General features: G+C 63.1%; 15 protein-coding genes. All 15 read left to right on the top strand.

Going from position 1 to position 16,930, the window contains the following annotated elements:
* Positions 1-67 precede the first annotated feature (67 nt).
* Positions 68-2,935, top strand: a complete 2,868-nt coding sequence (gene gcvP, locus J2Y41_RS09845) for an aminomethyl-transferring glycine dehydrogenase (RefSeq protein ID WP_309928270.1) — start codon at positions 68-70, stop codon at positions 2,933-2,935.
* Positions 2,936-2,947: 12 nt separating this feature from the next.
* On the top strand, positions 2,948-4,084 hold the full coding sequence (gcvT, locus tag J2Y41_RS09840; protein WP_224092998.1) for a glycine cleavage system aminomethyltransferase GcvT: 1,137 nt from the start codon (positions 2,948-2,950) through the stop codon (positions 4,082-4,084).
* A gap of 20 nt (positions 4,085-4,104) precedes the next feature.
* The gene (gcvH, locus tag J2Y41_RS09835) at positions 4,105-4,488 is read left to right on the top strand and encodes a glycine cleavage system protein GcvH (protein ID WP_224093000.1); all 384 of its coding nucleotides are present in this window, start codon (positions 4,105-4,107) and stop codon (positions 4,486-4,488) included.
* Complete coding sequence (gene glyA / locus J2Y41_RS09830) at positions 4,485-5,804, top strand: serine hydroxymethyltransferase (RefSeq protein ID WP_309928268.1); 1,320 nt, start codon at positions 4,485-4,487, stop codon at positions 5,802-5,804. The genes gcvH and glyA overlap by 4 nt, the downstream gene beginning before the upstream one ends.
* A gap of 456 nt (positions 5,805-6,260) precedes the next feature.
* Positions 6,261-7,679, top strand: a complete 1,419-nt coding sequence (locus J2Y41_RS09825) for an L-serine ammonia-lyase (protein WP_309928266.1) — start codon at positions 6,261-6,263, stop codon at positions 7,677-7,679.
* 57 nt (positions 7,680-7,736) lie between these two features.
* Positions 7,737-8,744, top strand: a complete 1,008-nt coding sequence (lipA, locus tag J2Y41_RS09820; RefSeq protein ID WP_223936751.1) for a lipoyl synthase — start codon at positions 7,737-7,739, stop codon at positions 8,742-8,744.
* A 21-nt stretch (positions 8,745-8,765) separates the two neighbouring features.
* Positions 8,766-9,551, top strand: a complete 786-nt coding sequence (locus tag J2Y41_RS09815; protein ID WP_309928264.1) for a methylenetetrahydrofolate reductase — start codon at positions 8,766-8,768, stop codon at positions 9,549-9,551.
* A gap of 183 nt (positions 9,552-9,734) precedes the next feature.
* Positions 9,735-11,114 carry a protein kinase domain-containing protein gene (locus J2Y41_RS09810; RefSeq protein WP_309928262.1) on the top strand — a complete coding sequence of 460 codons (1,380 nt, stop codon included), beginning with the start codon at positions 9,735-9,737 and terminating at the stop codon, positions 11,112-11,114.
* Positions 11,115-11,609: 495 nt separating this feature from the next.
* Positions 11,610-12,062, top strand: a complete 453-nt coding sequence (locus J2Y41_RS09805; protein WP_224165776.1) for a hypothetical protein — start codon at positions 11,610-11,612, stop codon at positions 12,060-12,062.
* An 88-nt stretch (positions 12,063-12,150) separates the two neighbouring features.
* On the top strand, positions 12,151-13,017 hold the full coding sequence (locus tag J2Y41_RS09800; protein WP_309928259.1) for a hypothetical protein: 867 nt from the start codon (positions 12,151-12,153) through the stop codon (positions 13,015-13,017).
* Between the two features lies 1 nt (position 13,018).
* Complete coding sequence (locus J2Y41_RS09795; RefSeq protein ID WP_224165774.1) at positions 13,019-13,525, top strand: hypothetical protein; 507 nt, start codon at positions 13,019-13,021, stop codon at positions 13,523-13,525.
* Complete coding sequence (locus J2Y41_RS09790) at positions 13,522-14,802, top strand: hypothetical protein (protein WP_309928258.1); 1,281 nt, start codon at positions 13,522-13,524, stop codon at positions 14,800-14,802. Before J2Y41_RS09795 ends, J2Y41_RS09790 begins: the two co-directional genes overlap by 4 nt.
* A gap of 160 nt (positions 14,803-14,962) precedes the next feature.
* Positions 14,963-16,033, top strand: a complete 1,071-nt coding sequence (locus J2Y41_RS09785) for an FUSC family protein (RefSeq protein WP_309928257.1) — start codon at positions 14,963-14,965, stop codon at positions 16,031-16,033.
* A 62-nt stretch (positions 16,034-16,095) separates the two neighbouring features.
* The gene (locus J2Y41_RS09780) at positions 16,096-16,497 is read left to right on the top strand and encodes a hypothetical protein (protein ID WP_224093024.1); all 402 of its coding nucleotides are present in this window, start codon (positions 16,096-16,098) and stop codon (positions 16,495-16,497) included.
* 140 nt (positions 16,498-16,637) lie between these two features.
* A complete protein-coding gene (locus J2Y41_RS09775) occupies positions 16,638-16,898 on the top strand; it encodes a GlsB/YeaQ/YmgE family stress response membrane protein (RefSeq protein WP_224093026.1) in 261 nt (86 codons plus the stop codon).
* Positions 16,899-16,930 lie beyond the last annotated feature (32 nt).

Here is a 16,930-nt window from a genome sequence, read left to right as displayed (position 1 = left end):
AATACAGAGCGGGGAGGAACCCACATCATCGTGGCGCACATAGGGCGCCTGAATCATGGAGTTCCTCTTGACTGTTCAATCAACCCCCACCGCTTTCGCGGACCGGCACATCGGCGCCCGCCGTCAGGCCGACGTTGACACCATGCTCAAGGCAATCGGCTACGACTCCGTAGACGGCCTGGTAGATGTTGCGGTCCCCGATTCCATCCGGCAAGCCACGCCGCTGACGCTCCAGGCCGCCCTTAGCGAGACCCAGGTCCTCGCCGAGCTCCGCAAGCTTGCGTCCAAGAACAAGACCGCCATCCAGCTGATCGGCCAGGGCTACTACGACACCGTTACGCCGCCGGTTATCCGACGCAACATCCTGGAAGCTCCGGCCTGGTACACGGCGTACACGCCTTACCAGCCCGAGATTTCGCAGGGCCGTCTTGAAGCTCTCCTGAACTTCCAGACCATGGTCCAGGACCTCACCGGACTTCCCGTGGCCAACGCTTCGCTGCTGGATGAAGCCACCGCTGTGGCCGAGGCTTCGCTGCTGATGCGTCGTGCCAACAAGTCCAAGACCGCGAAGGACGGCAAGACTGTCCTGGACGCCGACCTCCTCCCGCAGACCATCGCCATCGTGAAGGGCCGCGCCGAGGCGCTCGGCTTCGAGGTGGAGATTGCCGACCTCTCCGCAGGGCTTCCCGACGGCGATATCAACGGCATCGTCCTGCAGCAGCCCGGTGTTTCGGGCCGCGTTTTCGACCACTCCGGCGTCATCGCTGACGCCAAGGAGCGCGGGGCGCTGGTCACTGTCGCTGCCGACCTTTTGGCGCTCACCCTCATCACGCCCCCGGGCGAGCAGGGCGCCGATATCGCCGTCGGAACTGCGCAGCGCTTTGGTGTTCCGCTGTTCTTCGGCGGCCCCCACGCTGCGTACATGGCAGTCCGCGAAGGCATGGAGCGCACGCTCCCGGGCCGCATCGTCGGCGTCTCCAAGGACAACGCCGGAGTCCCGGCTTACCGTCTGGCCCTTCAGACCCGCGAGCAGCACATCCGCCGCGAAAAGGCGACGTCCAACATCTGCACCGCGCAGGCACTACTCGCGATCGTGGCTTCGATGTACGCGGTCTACCACGGTCCGGAAGGCCTGAAGGCGATCGCCGAAACCGTGCACGGCCACGCCCGCACGCTGGCCACTGCCCTCAAGACCGCCGGCCGTGAACTCGTGTCTGAATCCTTCTTCGACACCCTCACTGTCCGCGTACCCGGCAAGGCTGACAAAGTCATCGCGGCCGCCGAAGCCCGCGGTATCAACCTGCGTCGCATCGATGCTGACACGGTTGGCGTTTCCCTCGATGAAACCACGACGCCGGAGGTCCTCTCTGCGGTAGCCGTCGCCTTTGGTGCCGGTCCGGTGAAGGACGCTTCCGGGTTTGAGCTGCCCTCAGACGTGGTCCGAACCAGTGATTTCCTGCAGCACCCGGTGTTCAACACGCACCGTTCCGAGACCCAGCTGCTGCGCTACATCCGCAAGCTTTCGGACCGCGACCTCGCCTTGGACCGCACCATGATCCCGTTGGGTTCCTGCACCATGAAGCTGAACGCTACCGCCGAGATGGAAGCAATCTCCTGGCCGGAGTTCGCCTCCATCCACCCGTTCGCTCCGGATCACCAGACCGCTGGCTGGCGCGAGCTCATTGAAGGGCTGGAAGCGGACCTCACTGAGATCACCGGCTACGATCAGGTCTCCATCCAGCCGAACGCCGGTTCCCAGGGTGAGCTCGCGGGCCTCCTTGCGATCCGCGGCTACCACCTTTCCCGTGGCGACGAGCAGCGCAACGTGTGCCTTATTCCTGCCTCGGCGCACGGCACCAACGCGGCCTCGGCTGTGCTCGCTGGCATGAAGGTAGTAGTGGTGGCCACCGCCCCTGATGGCACCATCGACCACGAAGACCTGGCCGCCAAGATCGAGGCCAACAAGGACGTCCTGTCCTGCATCATGATCACGTACCCGTCCACGCACGGTGTTTACGACGCTGACGTCCGGGAGGTCTGCGACTCGATCCATGCTGCCGGAGGCCAGGTGTACGTTGACGGCGCAAACCTCAACGCACTCGTTGGGCTCGCCCAGCCGGGCAAGTTCGGCGGCGATGTATCCCACCTGAACCTGCACAAGACTTTCTGCATCCCGCACGGCGGCGGTGGACCCGGTGTTGGTCCGGTTGCGGCAAAGGCACACCTGGCACCGTTCATGCCCGGGGATGCGAACAATGTTTCATCTGAAGGTGGCGTGGCCATCTCTGCATCCCGCTACGGCTCCGCCGGTGTGCTCCCGATTTCCTGGGCTTACGTGAAGCTCATGGGTGGCCAAGGGCTCACCGAAGCCACCAAGTCCGCGCTGCTCGCTGCGAACTACATTGCCTCCCGCTTGGATGAGCACTTCCCGGTTCTTTACACCGGCGAAGGCGGTCTTGTTGCCCACGAGTGCATCCTGGATCTCCGCGAACTGACTGCCCGCACCGGCGTCACGGCTGAGGACGTGGCCAAGCGCCTCATCGACTTCGGTTTCCACGCACCCACGCTGGCGTTCCCGGTTGCGGGCACTTTGATGGTGGAGCCGACCGAGTCCGAGGACCTGGCCGAGATCGACCGCTTCATTGAAGCCATGATCACCATCCGTGCCGAAATCGAGCAGGTTGCCACCGGCGATTTCACTGTTGAGAACTCGCCGCTGCGGAACGCGCCGCACACGGCTGCCGCCGTCGTGAGTTCTGCATGGGACCGCGACTACACGCGGGAGCAGGCCGCGTTCCCCGTCCACCACCTTAAGCAGGACAAGTACTTCCCGCCGGTCGGACGCATTGACGGCGCTGCTGGCGACCGCAACCTGGTGTGCTCCTGCCCGCCCCTCGAAGCGTTCGAGGACAACACCGCAGACTTCGAGAACTAAAGGACTGGCTCAATGACTGAGAACTACACCGCTCTCTACGAGCAGCACAAAAAAGCCGGGGCCTCGTTCACGGACTTCGGCGGCTGGCAGATGCCGCTCAAGTACGAGTCCGAACTCGCCGAACACCACGCAGTCCGTAACGCAGCTGGCCTCTTCGACCTCTCGCACATGGGCGAAGTCTGGGTCAGTGGTCCGGACGCGGCGGCCTTCCTGGACTTCGCGCTCGTGGGCAAGTTGTCCGCGATCGCCGTGGGCAAGGCCAAGTACTCGCTGATCTGCAACGCCGACGGCGGCATCATCGACGACCTCATCACCTACCGCCGCCCTTCTCCCGAAGAAGGCGTGGATCAGTACCTCGTGGTCCCCAACGCAGGCAACGCCAAGGTAGTTGCGGCAGCATTGCTGGAGCGGGCGGCCGGCTTCGACGTCGTGGTTGAGGACGCCTCGGCTGAGACGTCGCTGATCGCAGTCCAGGGTCCGAACGCGGAAGCCATTCTGCTGACCTTGGTTCCGGCAGAGCAGCACGCCCTCGTGACCGAGCTGAAGTACTACGCGGCTGTTGAGGTTGAGATCAACGGGCAGGACTTGTTGCTTGCCCGCACCGGTTACACCGGCGAAGACGGCTTCGAGATCTACATCCCGAACGTTGACGCAGCCGGCCTTTGGGAAGCACTCCTCGAGGTCGGCGAAGGCCACGGCCTCATCCCCGCGGGCCTTGCAGCACGCGACTCCCTTCGCCTCGAAGCCGGCATGCCGCTCTACGGCAACGAGCTCTCCCGCTACGTCAACGCCTACGCCGCAGGACTTGGCCCGGTGGTTTCCCTGGCCAAGGAAAGCGACTTCATCGGCAAGGAAGCCCTGACTGCGATCAAGGCAGCCGGCGTCGGATCGACCATCGGACAGAAACTGGTCGGCCTGAAGGGAACCGGCCGACGTGCAGCCCGCGCCCACTATTCGGTCCTCAAGGACGGCTCGCTCATCGGCGAAGTCACCTCCGGCCAGCCGAGCCCGACGCTCGGTTACCCGATCGCCCTGGCGTATGTCGACGTCGAGCACTCCACACCGGACACGGTAGTCGAGGTGGACCTCCGCGGAAAAGCTGAGCAGTTCGAGATCGTTCAGCTGCCGTTCTACAAGCGCCAAAAATAGCCACGAGAGAAGGAACTGGAATGAGCAAAGTAGTTGCCGAGCTGAAGTACTCGGCTGAGCATGAATGGGTTGCTTCGGATGGAGCCGGGCCTGTGGGGATTGGGATCTCTGCGGTTGCTGCGGATGCCTTGGGCGACATTGTGTACGTTGACCTCCCTGAGGTCGGTTCTACTGTGACTGCAGGCGAGACCTGCGGCGAGGTCGAGTCCACCAAGTCGGTCTCGGACCTGTACTCGCCGGTGACAGGTGAGGTGACCGAGATCAATGACGCCGTTGTCAGCGATCCGGCCCTGATCAACACCGACCCTTACGGCGCTGGTTGGCTGTTCAAGGTGGCGGCCGCTGAAGAGGGCCCCCTGATGTCGGCTGAGGAATACGCTGCAGCGAACGGTGGCGAACTGTGAACCCGGCAGTCGTGACGGAATTCGAGCAGGTTGTTTCGGCGTCGTTGGACGCGAAGCTGTCCGAGCTGGACCCGGAGATCGCCGCGAAGATCGACGACGAACTGGGCCGCCAGCGCGACGGCCTGGAAATGATCGCCTCAGAGAACCACACAGCCGTTGCCGTGATGCAGGCCCAAGGCTCCGTGCTGACCAACAAGTACGCCGAAGGCTACCCGGGCAAGCGGTACTACGGTGGTTGCGAGCACGTCGACGTGATCGAGCAGCTCGCGATCGACCGCATCAAGTCCCTCTTCGGTGCGGAGTTCGCGAACGTCCAGCCACACTCCGGTGCGCAGGCGAACGCCTCAGTGATGCACGCGCTGATCAAGCCGGGCGACACCATTATGGGCCTCAACCTTGCCCACGGCGGCCACCTCACGCACGGCATGAGGATCAACTTCTCCGGCAAGCTCTACAACGTGGTCCCCTACGGCGTCCGCGAGGACACCCACACGGTGGACATGGCCGAAGTCGAACGCCTGGCGCAGGAGCACAAGCCGGCACTGATCGTTGCCGGCTGGTCCGCTTACGCGCGGCAGCTGGATTTCGCTGAGTTCCGTCGGATTGCCGACTCCGTGGGTGCCTACCTCATGGTGGACATGGCGCACTTCGCCGGCCTGGTTGCCGCTGGCCTGCACCCGTCGCCGGTGCCGCACGCCCACGTCACGACGTCGACGACGCACAAGACCCTCGCCGGTCCGCGCGGCGGCATCATCCTCTCCAACGACGCCGACATCGCCAAGAAGATCAACTCGGCCGTGTTCCCGGGCCAGCAAGGTGGACCGCTGGAGCACGTGATCGCGGGCAAGGCCGTTGCTTTCAAGATCGCAGCCTCGGCGGAGTTCCGGGAACGTCAGGAACGCGTCCTGGCCGGCGCCCGGATCCTGGCCGAACGCCTGGTCCAGCCCGACGTTGCCGAAAAGGGTATCTCCGTTGTCTCCGGCGGGACCGACGTGCACCTGGTCCTCGTCGACCTGCGCAACTGCGAACTCGACGGCCAGCAAGCCGAAGACCGCCTCGCCGCGATCGACATCACCGTCAACCGCAACGCCGTCCCGTTCGACCCACGCCCGCCCATGGTCACCTCCGGCCTGCGCATCGGCACCCCGGCCCTCGCCACGCGCGGATTCGGGGAAGCGGCCTTCCGCGAAGTTGCGGACATCATCGCCGAAGTGTTGATTGCCGACGCCGATGCGGACCTTTCCGGGTTGCGGCACCGGGTTGAGGTTCTTGCGAAAGCGCATCCGCTGTACCCGGGAGTTGCAAACCTCGCCTGAGCCTTGCGGGTTGGGTCGTCGACGCTGGCCGGTGTGTGGGCCCGTCGGGGCCGACATCCTCCGCGGGCTCGGTCGCATAGGCACCCGCTGAGCGGATGCGATGCTCCCTTGGACGCCCGCTTCCGGATGCCGGCCCCGAAGGGGCCGCCGGGGCGGGTCGCCTTCTTGGGACGGGCAGCTTCCGAGGGTGGGCCGCGAGGATGCTTTGGTCTTCCGTTTCGTGGGGTTGCTGCGGGGTGTGCCGTGCGCACGGCATGTTTGGCAGGGAGTCCACGAATCGGCGGGACTCGATTTGATCTCCCGGGTGTGGCATTTGCTGGGAACGAATGCCGCACACAAAACCGGGTTTGGAGGTTCGCACTGGGACCTCCAGGGGGCCGGGCCGCCTTGGCTCGGGATTTGGCCCGGCCCCCACATTTTTGTTGTGTTTGACTCCTCCCTGAAAGGGATCCAGCCATGGCTGTTGGTGTTTTCGATCTGTTCTCTGTGGGTATTGGCCCGTCGAGTTCTCATACTGTGGGGCCGATGCGTGCTGCTGCGGTGTTCGCTGGCGAGTTGCGCGAGTCCGGGGTGCTGGATTCGGTTGCGGGGTTGCGGGTTGATTTGTATGGGTCGTTGGCTGCGACTGGCCGTGGTCACGGGACGATGACTGCGACGCTGTTGGGTTTGGAGGGTTACCATCCGGAGTTGATCCTGCCTGATGAGGTGGAGGAGCGGTTGGCTGCGATCGCTGAGACGGGTGTGTTGAATCTTGCTGGTGCTGGCGTTGCTGGTGCGGGGGTGCAGTTGCGGTATGCGGTGGAGGATATGGTGTTGCATCCGTTGACGGTGTTGCCGCGGCATACGAACGGGATGAAGTTTGCTGTGGTTGATGCTGAGGGCGCTACGTTGCGGGAGGCGACGTTTTTCTCGGTTGGTGGCGGGTTCATTGTCCGGGAGGGTGAGGAGGACGCGGCGCGGGCGGAGTTGGAGGAGACGAAGGCGGAGTTGCCGTTGCCGTTCCGGACGGCTGCTGAGTTGCTGGGCCGGTGTTCCTCGAAGGGGTTGGGGATCAGCGACATCATGTTCATCAATGAGCGCGCGTCCCGGTCTGAGGAGGAGATCCGGGAGGGGTTGTTGCATATCTGGCATGTGATGGAGGCGTGTGTTGAGACGTCCCTGAAGCGTGAGGGTGTGTTGCCCGGGGGGTTGAGGGTCCGTCGTCGTGCTCCGGACTGGCTGGAGCGGTTGTTGAAGGAGGACAAGGACCGTAACGATCCGAAGTATTGGCAGGAGTGGGTGAACCTGATCGCGTTGGCGGTCAATGAGGAGAACGCTTCCGGTGGGCGGGTGGTCACGGCGCCGACGAATGGTGCGGCGGGGATTATCCCGGCGGTGTTGTATTACGCGTTGCATTATGCGCCGGGCATGGACAAGGCCACCCAGGCCGATAAGGACGATGTGGTGGTGAAGTTCCTGCTGGCTGCGGGGGCGGTGGGGGTGTTGTACAAGGAGCAGGCGTCCATTTCGGGGGCTGAGGTGGGCTGTCAGGGCGAGGTGGGTTCGGCGTCGTCGATGGCTGCTGCGGGGTTGGCCGAGGTGATGGGTGGTACGCCGGGGCAGGTGGAGAACGCGGCGGAGATCGCGATGGAGCACAACCTGGGGTTGACGTGTGATCCGATCGGGGGGTTGGTGCAGATTCCTTGTATTGAGCGGAACGCGATCGCGGCGGCGAAGGCGATCAACGCGGCGAAGATGGCGCTGTGGGGGGATGGGACGCACCGGGTGTCGTTGGATGAGGTGATCGTGACCATGCGCGAGACCGGCAAGGACATGTCCTCCAAGTACAAGGAAACCGCGATGGGCGGCCTGGCCGTCAACGTCGTCGAATGCTGACACGTACCTGCGTTGTGGCAACGGACAAAACGAGACAACCAACAAGGAAGTAAACCCATGACCCTGGCACCTGAAGGCCGTAAGTTGCTGCGCGTTGAGCAGCGTAATTCGGCTGTCCCGGTTGAACGCAAGCCCGAGTGGATCAAGGCCAAGGTTCAGATGGGGCCCGAGTTCGTCGGTCTGAAGAACCTGGTGAAGAAGGAAGGCCTGCACACCGTGTGTGAGGAGGCCGGCTGCCCGAACATTTTCGAGTGCTGGGAAGACAAGGAAGCGACGTTCCTGATCGGCGGGTCCGAATGCACGCGCCGCTGTGATTTCTGCCAGATCGATACCGGCAAACCCTCCCCGGTGGACATGTTCGAACCCACCAAGGTGGCCCGGTCCGTGCAGGCCATGCAGCTGCGCTACGCCACCGTCACCGGGGTGGCCCGTGACGACCTCGCCGATGAGGGCGTGTGGCTGTACGCCGAAACGGTCCGCAAGATCCACGAACTGAACCCGGGCACCGGGGTGGAGCTGCTGATCCCGGACTTCTCCGGCAAACCCGAACACATCAAGGCAATCTGCGATTCCAAGCCCGAGGTGTTCGCGCACAACGTCGAAACCGTGCCCAGGATTTTCAAGCGGATCCGTCCGGCGTTCCGGTACGAACGCTCCCTGGATGTCATCACCCAGGGCCGGGACCTTGGCATGGTGACCAAGTCCAACCTGATCCTGGGCATGGGCGAAACCCGCGAGGAAATCTCCGAAGCGTTGCGGGACCTACACGCGGCCGGGTGTGACCTGATCACGATCACCCAGTACCTGCGCCCGTCCGAACGGCATCTGCCGGTGGACCGGTGGGTCAAGCCGCAGGAGTTCGTGGACCTCCAGCACGAGGCCGAGGAAATCGGCTTCCTCGGTGTGATGTCCGGGCCGCTGGTCCGCTCCTCCTACCGGGCCGGGCGTTTGTGGGCCACCGCGATGCGCAAGAAGGGCTGGGAAATCCCCGCCGCCCTGGCCCACATCGAGTCCTCCGGCACCACCCGCCAGGAAGCCTCCACCATCCTCGCCGCCCACGCCTAAGCCACAGCAAAAGGACACATCGTGCTTCCCGTTCGTGTTGAGATCATCCCGTCCGAGGGAATCGTGGACGTCGTCAGCAAGGCCCTGCCTACGTCCACCGCAATCAGCATTACCTGCCTGCCGAAGCATGGTGTCGGTGCCACACTCCGTGCTGCAGTCCAGCTGAGGGAGCTCGGCTATACCGTGGTTCCCCACCTTGCTGCCAAGGCTGTTGAAAATCGCCCAGAGTTGACAGCCATACTGGGTGACTGCTCGGCGTCGGGCATCACTGAAGTCTTCGCCATCGGTGGCGACGGGCAGCCATCGGGTTCGTATTCCACGGGCGGGGAGTTGCTGCGCGACATCGCCCAGATCACGTCCGGCGAAATGGCCGTTGGAGTGGCCGGCTACCCGGAAGGGCATCCGGATATCACCAGCCTGCGCTTGGTTGATGCCTTGCTGGAGAAGCAGGAGTTCGCCACGAAAATAGTCACGCAGATGTGTTTCTCGGCGGACAGGATCCAGGACTACGTGGCTATGCTCCGCCGTGAGGGTGTGCTCCTTCCAGTTTGGGCAGGTGTGGCAGGGGCCGTGCCCAAGGTAAAGCTGGTCTCGCTTGCCACGAAGATCGGAGTGGGGTCCTCCTTGAAATTCCTCAGCCGCAAAGGCCCGCTGGCACGGAGGCTTCTGATCGGGGAACGGTACACGCCGGACGCGCTCATTGAGGAGCTCTCTGTCCGACCAGGGATAGAGGGAATCCAGCTCTACAGCTTCAATTCCTTGGACGCGCTTCCAACGCCACAACCCGTCGTCGAAGGGGTTCGGTAACCGCAGTTTTAGGTGCGAATTCCCCCGATTTTTCCCCGAAAAGTAGTAGCACACTTCATGGTTGGCAAGGTGGGCCGGAGGCTGTACGTTTGCCGTAAGAAGGTTACTTAGCAACTGCATAGCAGCGCAGGATCAATGGGGGTAAATCGGCGCAGCGCGCTTGGACGCAAGAGGTGTAGGGCCGTGAGGGCAGGCGGAGAAGCTTTCGTTGATCCAGCAGGCGGCGGGGACATTCTCAACGGCCGCTACCGGATTCTGGAGCTACTCGGGCACGGGGCGATGTCCACTGTCTGCAAGGCCCGGGATGAGGTCCTGCAGCGTGAAGTTGCCCTGAAAATCTTTTCCCCTGGCTCAGGCGACGAGGGTTTCGAGGAGCGCCAGCAGGCAGAGATGCGGTTGCTGGCAGGATTTGACCACCCAGGCCTGGTGCATATTTACGACGCCGGTGTGGACGCCGGAACTTCCGGCCCGCCGCAGGCTTTCCTGGTCATGGAACTGGTTTCCGGAAATAATCTGCGTTCGGTGCTTGCTGCGGGCCCGCTCAGCCTCGGGGAAACAACGCACATCGGCCACGCCCTTGCAGGTGCCCTCGTGCAAGTTCACGGGAGCGGAGTGATTCACCGCGACATAAAACCTGCCAACATCCTGGTTTCGGAAACTCCAGGCCCGGATCGCATAGTGAAACTTGCCGATTTTGGCGTGGCAAGAATATTGGAAGGTAGCCGCCTGACTGCCACCGGAATGACGGTGGGAACCGCCCAGTACCTCAGCCCGGAGCAGGCCCTCGGCCGTCCCTTGACTCCTGCCAGCGATATCTACTCCCTCGGCCTGGTGCTCTTGGAATGCCTTACGGGCAGAACTGAATATCCGGGGACGCCTATTGAGTCGGCTGCAGCGCGCCTTCACCGTGCCCCCGTCATCCCTGAGCAGATCCATCACCCCATAGCCGAACTGCTGAAGTCCATGACGGACCTCGAACCAGACAATAGGCCGACTGCCGCGGAGATCGAAGAATTCCTGGCTCGCCCTTGGCAGGAGGCGTATGCACACCCGGCAGCTACGGCGCTTTTGCCCCCACTGCCTGCCCGGGCGCCCGCCATCGGGGCAACAACCGAAGTGTCCCCCAAGCTTCACAGGAGTAGGGGAGGCGGCAGGCTCGGAGCTCTGTTGATGGTCCTTCTCGCGGCGGCGATAGCAGTCCCCCTCGCGGTGGCATTATCTGGTCAGGAACCCTTGCCGGCAGACGTTACCTCGCCTTCGCCGGTTGTGCAGGAATCCGGCCTTCCTTCCCCGGTTGGAACGCCCGCGCCAGTGGTAACAATTACCACCCCTGGGCCAGTGGAAACAGTTCTTATTCCGGGGCCGGTGCAAACCGTTCAGCTGCCGCCGTCCGACTCTGGCAGCGGGCGAGGAGACGTTCCATCGCCAGCGGCCAGCCAGGAAAGCGTGCCAACTGAGGTTGCGCAGGAAACCGAATCTCCGGCGGACGGGGTCCAAGGCGGCGGCCAATCCGACCAAAGAGGCCACGGAAACGAAAAAAGCAAGGGCAGGGGCCCCAACTAAAACGTCCCGCAATGCATGCAGTCAGCCCCGAACATCTTCGAACGCCAGCGCAGTTTTTGCTCAAGATGGGCACAATGTTGGCTCAGTGGCAGCTGAATTTCCGAAATGCCCTGCCCGCAGCGACTCCCGGGGGCAGGTACCGGGCCGTCAAAAAACTGAGTACTCCTGATCCAACCGCTGCCGGGATGCTCAGATTCGCCGCAGGCCAGCGTTGGTGTAGCAAAGCGGGCTATCAGATGGGCGCACAAGCCTATGCCGCGCTGGGATGACGCAAAGTGGGACCAAGTAGTCCCCGATACGAAAACTGAGTACTCGCTTGCCGGTTCAGCGTATTCCTGACCCCTTGGTCGGGCGGAAAAGAGGCGTACACCCAAGAGTAGCCACGGTGCCACTGCTGGCTGAACTATTGGGGGCATCGCTTCATCCGCCGGAAACGGTCGGGTGCTGGGGGTTGCGATGCGGCTCCCCGGAAAAAGATCAACCAAGGAGTATACCATGCGCAAGCTTTCCAAAAAGAGCCGGATCACCGCCACCGTCGCAGGCGTGGCATTGGTAGCCGTAGGTGGCGGAGCTGCCTACGCCTACTGGACCACCACGGGTTCAGGCACCGGCTCGGCCGCCAACTCAGGCGGTGGCGGAACTGTCACACTGCACGCCACCTTCAATGCCGGCCTGGCGCCGGGCAACCAAACCAACGTGGCCTACACCGCGGACAACGCGACGACGTCCAGCACGGTAGTCGGAGCCCTGACGGCAAATGTCACCACCAGCGTCCCCGAATGCCTCCCGTCATGGTTCGAAGTCACCGCCGTGACCAGCAACTCGACCGTCGCCGCCGGGGCCACGGGAACGTCCGTTGGCAGCGGTGTCTTGAAGTTCAACGACAGCACCGCCAACCAGGACGCCTGCAAGTCCGCGACCGTCACGGTCAACGTCTCCAGCCAGTAGCGCGTGAATGCCGGGACCACCTTGCGAGTGGTGGTCCCCGGCTTCCGCATTCCTCCCGACTGAACGCTTCCGTCCGAAAAGAGCTTCCATGGACCACCGGCCAGAGCGCCCCGCGCCTAACCCTCGAGCTGCCGTACCACTCCGGACGCTGATACTTGCGCTCGTGGTGGCCCTTGTTCCGGTGGCGGTTGTCGCCGCAAGCAGTGGGCAGAGCTCTACGCAAGGCAGCCCGGTCAAGGTAGCCAAGGGGATTACGGTGGCGTTGTCGCCCTCCAGCCGCAGCCTGGATCAGGGGCAGTCCACCACCTTCACAGTGTCAGCCACCTCCACGGGCGGTTTCACCGGACCAGTAGCGTTTACCGTTACGGGTCTTCCGGCTGGAGCGACAGCCGCATGGTCGCCGTCGTCGGTGGTTCTGGGATCCGGCAGCACAGCGCAGGTGGCTTTGACCGTCGCCACGTCTCCCACAACGCCGGTCGGCAAGTCCGACTTCACTGTGAAGGGAGCCAGCGGCACGGGCCAAAACGCGGTCCAGTCGAACGCGGCGCCCGGGCAGTTGCAGGTCCAGGAAGTCAAACGGACCTTCGGTGTCACCGGCTCATTGAGTGGGCTCCTGGCGCCAGGGGTGTCCCGAGCAGTGGAGCTGCAGATTTCCAACCCCGGGAACAAGAGCATCGCCATCACCAACCTGACGGTTTCGATTGCGCAAGTGGTGCGGACGCCGGCAGCGGTAGCGGCCAACCTCCCCTGCAGCAGTGCCGACTACCAGGTCACCCAATACTCCGGGAGCTACCCGTTGGCAGCTCCTCCCGGGCCCAGCTCGCTGACCTCGCTGGGCGTGAATGACAGCAGCAAATGGCCCCAAGTGAGGATGCTGGACACCTTGCAGCTCCAGGACGGTTGCAAGGGTGCGACCCTCCAACTCACGTACTCCGGGACGGGACAGGCGAACTGACATGAAGACGCTCAACCGGAAGCCCCGTAGCGGACGGATCGCCCGCACCACTGCGGCCACCGTGGCCCTTTGTATCCTGGGCGGTGCAGGGACTGCCTACGCCTACTGGGCTACCACCGGAATCGGCAGCGGTTCGGCGACCAACGGGACAATGCAAACCGTGACAGTGGATGCGCTCATCCCGGGCGACACCCTGCAGACCAGCCTCGTTCCAGGTGGATCAGCCGACGTGATCCTCCGGGCAACCAACCCCAATAGCCATGCAGTTACCGTCTATGGAATCGCGGCCAACGGCGCCGTGACTGCAGACGCCGCGCATCCCGGCTGCACCACCACTGGCGTGACGTTCACGCCTCCCGCCGCGCCGTTGCCCCAACCTGTGACCATCCAGGCAAATACATCCATCCTGCTGACTCTTGAGGGTGCGGCCAGCATGAGCGCGGCTTCACTTTCCGCCTGCCAGGGCGCCCAATTCAACGTCCCCGTCACGCTGGAGGTACGGAAGTGAGCCCGCTTCGCCAGTCCGCTGCTTCATCATCCTCAACGCGGGTGACGATGGGCGCTTGGAACCGCGCCCTCGTGATCATTCTCGGCATTCTCCTCGTCTCATGGGGCGGTCCCGCAGCCAGTGCTTTCTGGAGTTCCGTTAGCAGCAACTTCGGTGCGGCCCGTGCCGACGCCGTCGCACAAGGGGCAAAGCCCACTACCGCCGTTTCCGGAAGTAGCGTGACGGTCACCTGGACAGCAAGCACGACAGCGGCTGGCCGGTCCGTGACCGGGTACAGCATCGTCCGTTACGCCTCAGCCACCGGCGGCACGGCCGTTGCGGCAGCCGGAACCTGTGCAGGAACAGTAGCCGGGCTGAGCTGCGTGGACACCGGTGTCACCACGGGGAACTGGTACTACACGATTACGCCCAAACTCTCCCAGTGGCAGGGCGCTGAAAGCACACGAAGCGCAGTTACTGCCGTGGATGCCACCGCACCCCTCGCCCCGTCCGTGACGGCGCCACCATATGTCTACAGCGGAAACGTGACCGCTGTTCCAGTCAGCGGGACGGCAGAGGCCTTGTCCTCGGTCACTTTGACCGTAACGGGAACGGGAGCCCTGCCCGTGACCCAGACCATCAGCGTCAACAGCTCCGGGAACTGGGCAGCGACCCCCTTGAACCTGAGCGCTTTCAGCCCAGGGACCATTAATTACTCCGCACAGGCAACCGACGCCGCAGGTAACACTGGTCCTGCGGGAGTTGCTACATCCACCAAGGACGTGAGTTCGCCAACGGTGACGGGGGTCCAGCTGAACAACCGTTCGGGCGGCACCCTTGGCAAGGTAGAGCAAGGAGACTCGGTTACCCTGACGTTCTCCGAGCCGCTCAGCGCCAACACCATCTGCGGTGCGTGGACAAGCAACACCACTACGCAAGCGCAAAACGGCAACGGTAGCAGCCAGGTTGTAGTCAACATCAGCGCCGGTGACGTGCTGACCGTGACCGGGACGGCGTGCACCACCCTGAGGGTCGGATCGATCAGCCTCGGCGGCGACTACAACACCAACACCTCCACCGCCCTTACTTTCGCTGGAAACAACACAAGCGGCTCAAGCCTTACCTGGAACCCCACCGCCAATACACTCACCATCACCCTTGGAGCAGGGACCAGCGGAGGCTCGACGCTTACGTCGACCACGATCTTCCCGACTTACACCCCCGTCACTGGCCTGACGGACGTAGCAGGCAACCCACTCGGAACAGGGCCCTTCCAGGGAGCACCCTCCCGCTTCTAGCGACAAGTAGTGCGCAACTGATAGTGCCCCTTATTCCTCGTGATAAGGGGCACTATCTGTACCCAAAGCCGGAGTAGCCCAGCGCCCGGAGCGTAGCCTTGAAGCGGACGCCAGCGCCGCCGTCGTACGTTTGATCCTGCGACGAAAGGCGAGCCGCCCCTTGAAGGCTGTAGCGGAAATGTTCACGATGGGTCCGGGAAACAAGGACCATCACCCGGCTCTCCGCTGCGCTGTTGGTGTCTTTGTGCCGCTGATTACGCTGACCCTGATGGGGCGGTTGGACCTGGCGGTGTTTGCCTCGTTCGGTGCATTTACCGGCATCTACGGCCGCAATGAACCGCACAGCCTGCGCTTCAGAAGCCAAGTGCGTGCCGGTGGTTTCATGCTGCTTATCATTTTGTTGGCCACGCTCATGGCTCGTGCAGTGCAAGCCATTGGCATCGAGGGCGCCGCGTATTCGTGGCTCTTGACTGCTGCGACCACGCTCGTGGCGGGCGCGTGCTCGGTGGTGGTCGCGGCCTGGAGGTTGCGGCCAGGCGGCTCCCTCTTTCACATCTTCGCCTTCGCTGCGATCGCATCCATCCCTGCTCAGCCGCCCTTGTGGGAGGCCATGCTGGTCGCGGTAGGGACCACCCTCTTCTGCCTGCTGATCGGCATGTCGTCACGGGTGCTCAAAACTCACAGAACCCCGTGGAAACGGCCGCCCCGCATCCGCCACACTACGTTGGAACGTCGTGCGATCTGGTTGGAAGGCGGCGGATATCTGATTGCCGCAGGCCTTGCGGGGACCATCGCAACTCTGGTGGGGGAGCGGCTCGGCTTCGGCCACACTTATTGGGCCATGGTTGCAGCGGTGGTTCCATTGGTGGGACATTCGACGCGCCACCGCGTCAGCCGTGGCATCCAAAGAATCGCCGGAACGGTGATTGGATTGGTGCTGCTTGCCGGCATCCTGTGGCTCAATCCCGCGCCCTGGGCCATGGTCCTGGTGATAGCAGCTTGCCAGTTCGGTGCTGAGATGTTTATCGCCCGCCAGTACCTTGTCGCACAGATCTTCGTGACTCCGCTTGCCCTGATCGCTACTTTGCTGGCAGCCCCGGTTGATCCCGGCCTCCTGTTGCGGGACCGCATCATCGAAACGGTGATCGGTGCCGCCGTCGGCGTTGCCGTGGTGGTGGCGCCCGCCCTTTGGCGTCGGGTGGGTGCAACCGTGCCGGCTGGTTGGACTTAAATCGTAAGTACACATATAACTAGATAGCCAAGATAGTTACTAGGGATGTGTGGGAGAAGACGATGACAGTCGCACTGCGTGAACCAAGCTCCACACCAGTCGCTGGGAATACCGTGGACCATGCTGCGGAAGGGGTGCTGCCGATGGGGCCCGTCCACTGCGGTTCGCACATGGCAATCTCCGCAGGACCCGGCCATGACTCCATGCAGTGGATCACAGTGGAGCCAATATGGCCGGAGTGGGCATGCGGTTGCGGTTTCAGAATGGACATCGACGCCTTGGACCCGGTCAGCGGTGTGTGGGTCGCAGCACTTCGCCGCCAAAGCCTTCAACATGAGTTGGCCATTTCCCAGAACACACTCGCCCTGGCCTTCAAGAAGGCCGTCGACGCCGGTGTCGAGCCCCGGGCTCTTGCTGAAGTAGCCGGACTGCCGGTTGGGGAGATTGAATCCTTCCTTCAGTAACAGGGGAGCCATAAAAACGTCTGCCCGCCCAGCTGTTGTCGGGATACGTCGCCGCACAAGCGGGCAGCTAGCAATCAGGCCGACCGCGGCACCAAGTATTGGTGCCTGACCGAGGCTTACGTACGAGAAAAGGGAAACAAATGGGAATCATTGGTTGGATTGTTTTGGGTTTGATCGCAGGAGCCATCGCCAAGGCCATCATGCCGGGCAGGCAGGGAGGCGGCTGGATCGCTACGCTCCTGCTGGGAATCGTGGGTGCCGTGTTGGGTGGCTGGATCGGTAGTGCCATCTTCAAGGTTGGCATCAACGAATTCTGGTCGATCTCCACGTGGTTGCTCGCAATCGGAGGTGCGCTGATCGTACTGGTCATCTGGGGACTGGTCACCCGCCGGAAGGCTTGATTCACCGCGCTCCCGGAGGCCCTGACGCGAAT

It is taken from the genome of Arthrobacter sp. 1088 (genome assembly GCF_031455315.1).
Classification (GTDB): domain Bacteria; phylum Actinomycetota; class Actinomycetes; order Actinomycetales; family Micrococcaceae; genus Arthrobacter.
The sequence above is the reverse complement of the archived record's forward strand: the minus strand, read 5'-3'. Positions and strand labels throughout refer to the sequence as shown.

Coding starts and splice junctions, on each gene's coding strand:
- J2Y41_RS09780 (WP_224093024.1), top strand. CDS start 16,096: ATGACAGTCGCACTGCGTGAACCAAGCTCCACACCAGTCGCTGGGAAT.
- J2Y41_RS09775 (WP_224093026.1), top strand. CDS start 16,638: ATGGGAATCATTGGTTGGATTGTTTTGGGTTTGATCGCAGGAGCCATC.
- J2Y41_RS09795 (WP_224165774.1), top strand. CDS start 13,019: ATGAAGACGCTCAACCGGAAGCCCCGTAGCGGACGGATCGCCCGCACC.
- gcvH (WP_224093000.1), top strand. CDS start 4,105: ATGAGCAAAGTAGTTGCCGAGCTGAAGTACTCGGCTGAGCATGAATGG.
- J2Y41_RS09800 (WP_309928259.1), top strand. CDS start 12,151: ATGGACCACCGGCCAGAGCGCCCCGCGCCTAACCCTCGAGCTGCCGTA.
- lipA (WP_223936751.1), top strand. CDS start 7,737: ATGACCCTGGCACCTGAAGGCCGTAAGTTGCTGCGCGTTGAGCAGCGT.
- J2Y41_RS09825 (WP_309928266.1), top strand. CDS start 6,261: ATGGCTGTTGGTGTTTTCGATCTGTTCTCTGTGGGTATTGGCCCGTCG.
- J2Y41_RS09805 (WP_224165776.1), top strand. CDS start 11,610: ATGCGCAAGCTTTCCAAAAAGAGCCGGATCACCGCCACCGTCGCAGGC.
- gcvT (WP_224092998.1), top strand. CDS start 2,948: ATGACTGAGAACTACACCGCTCTCTACGAGCAGCACAAAAAAGCCGGG.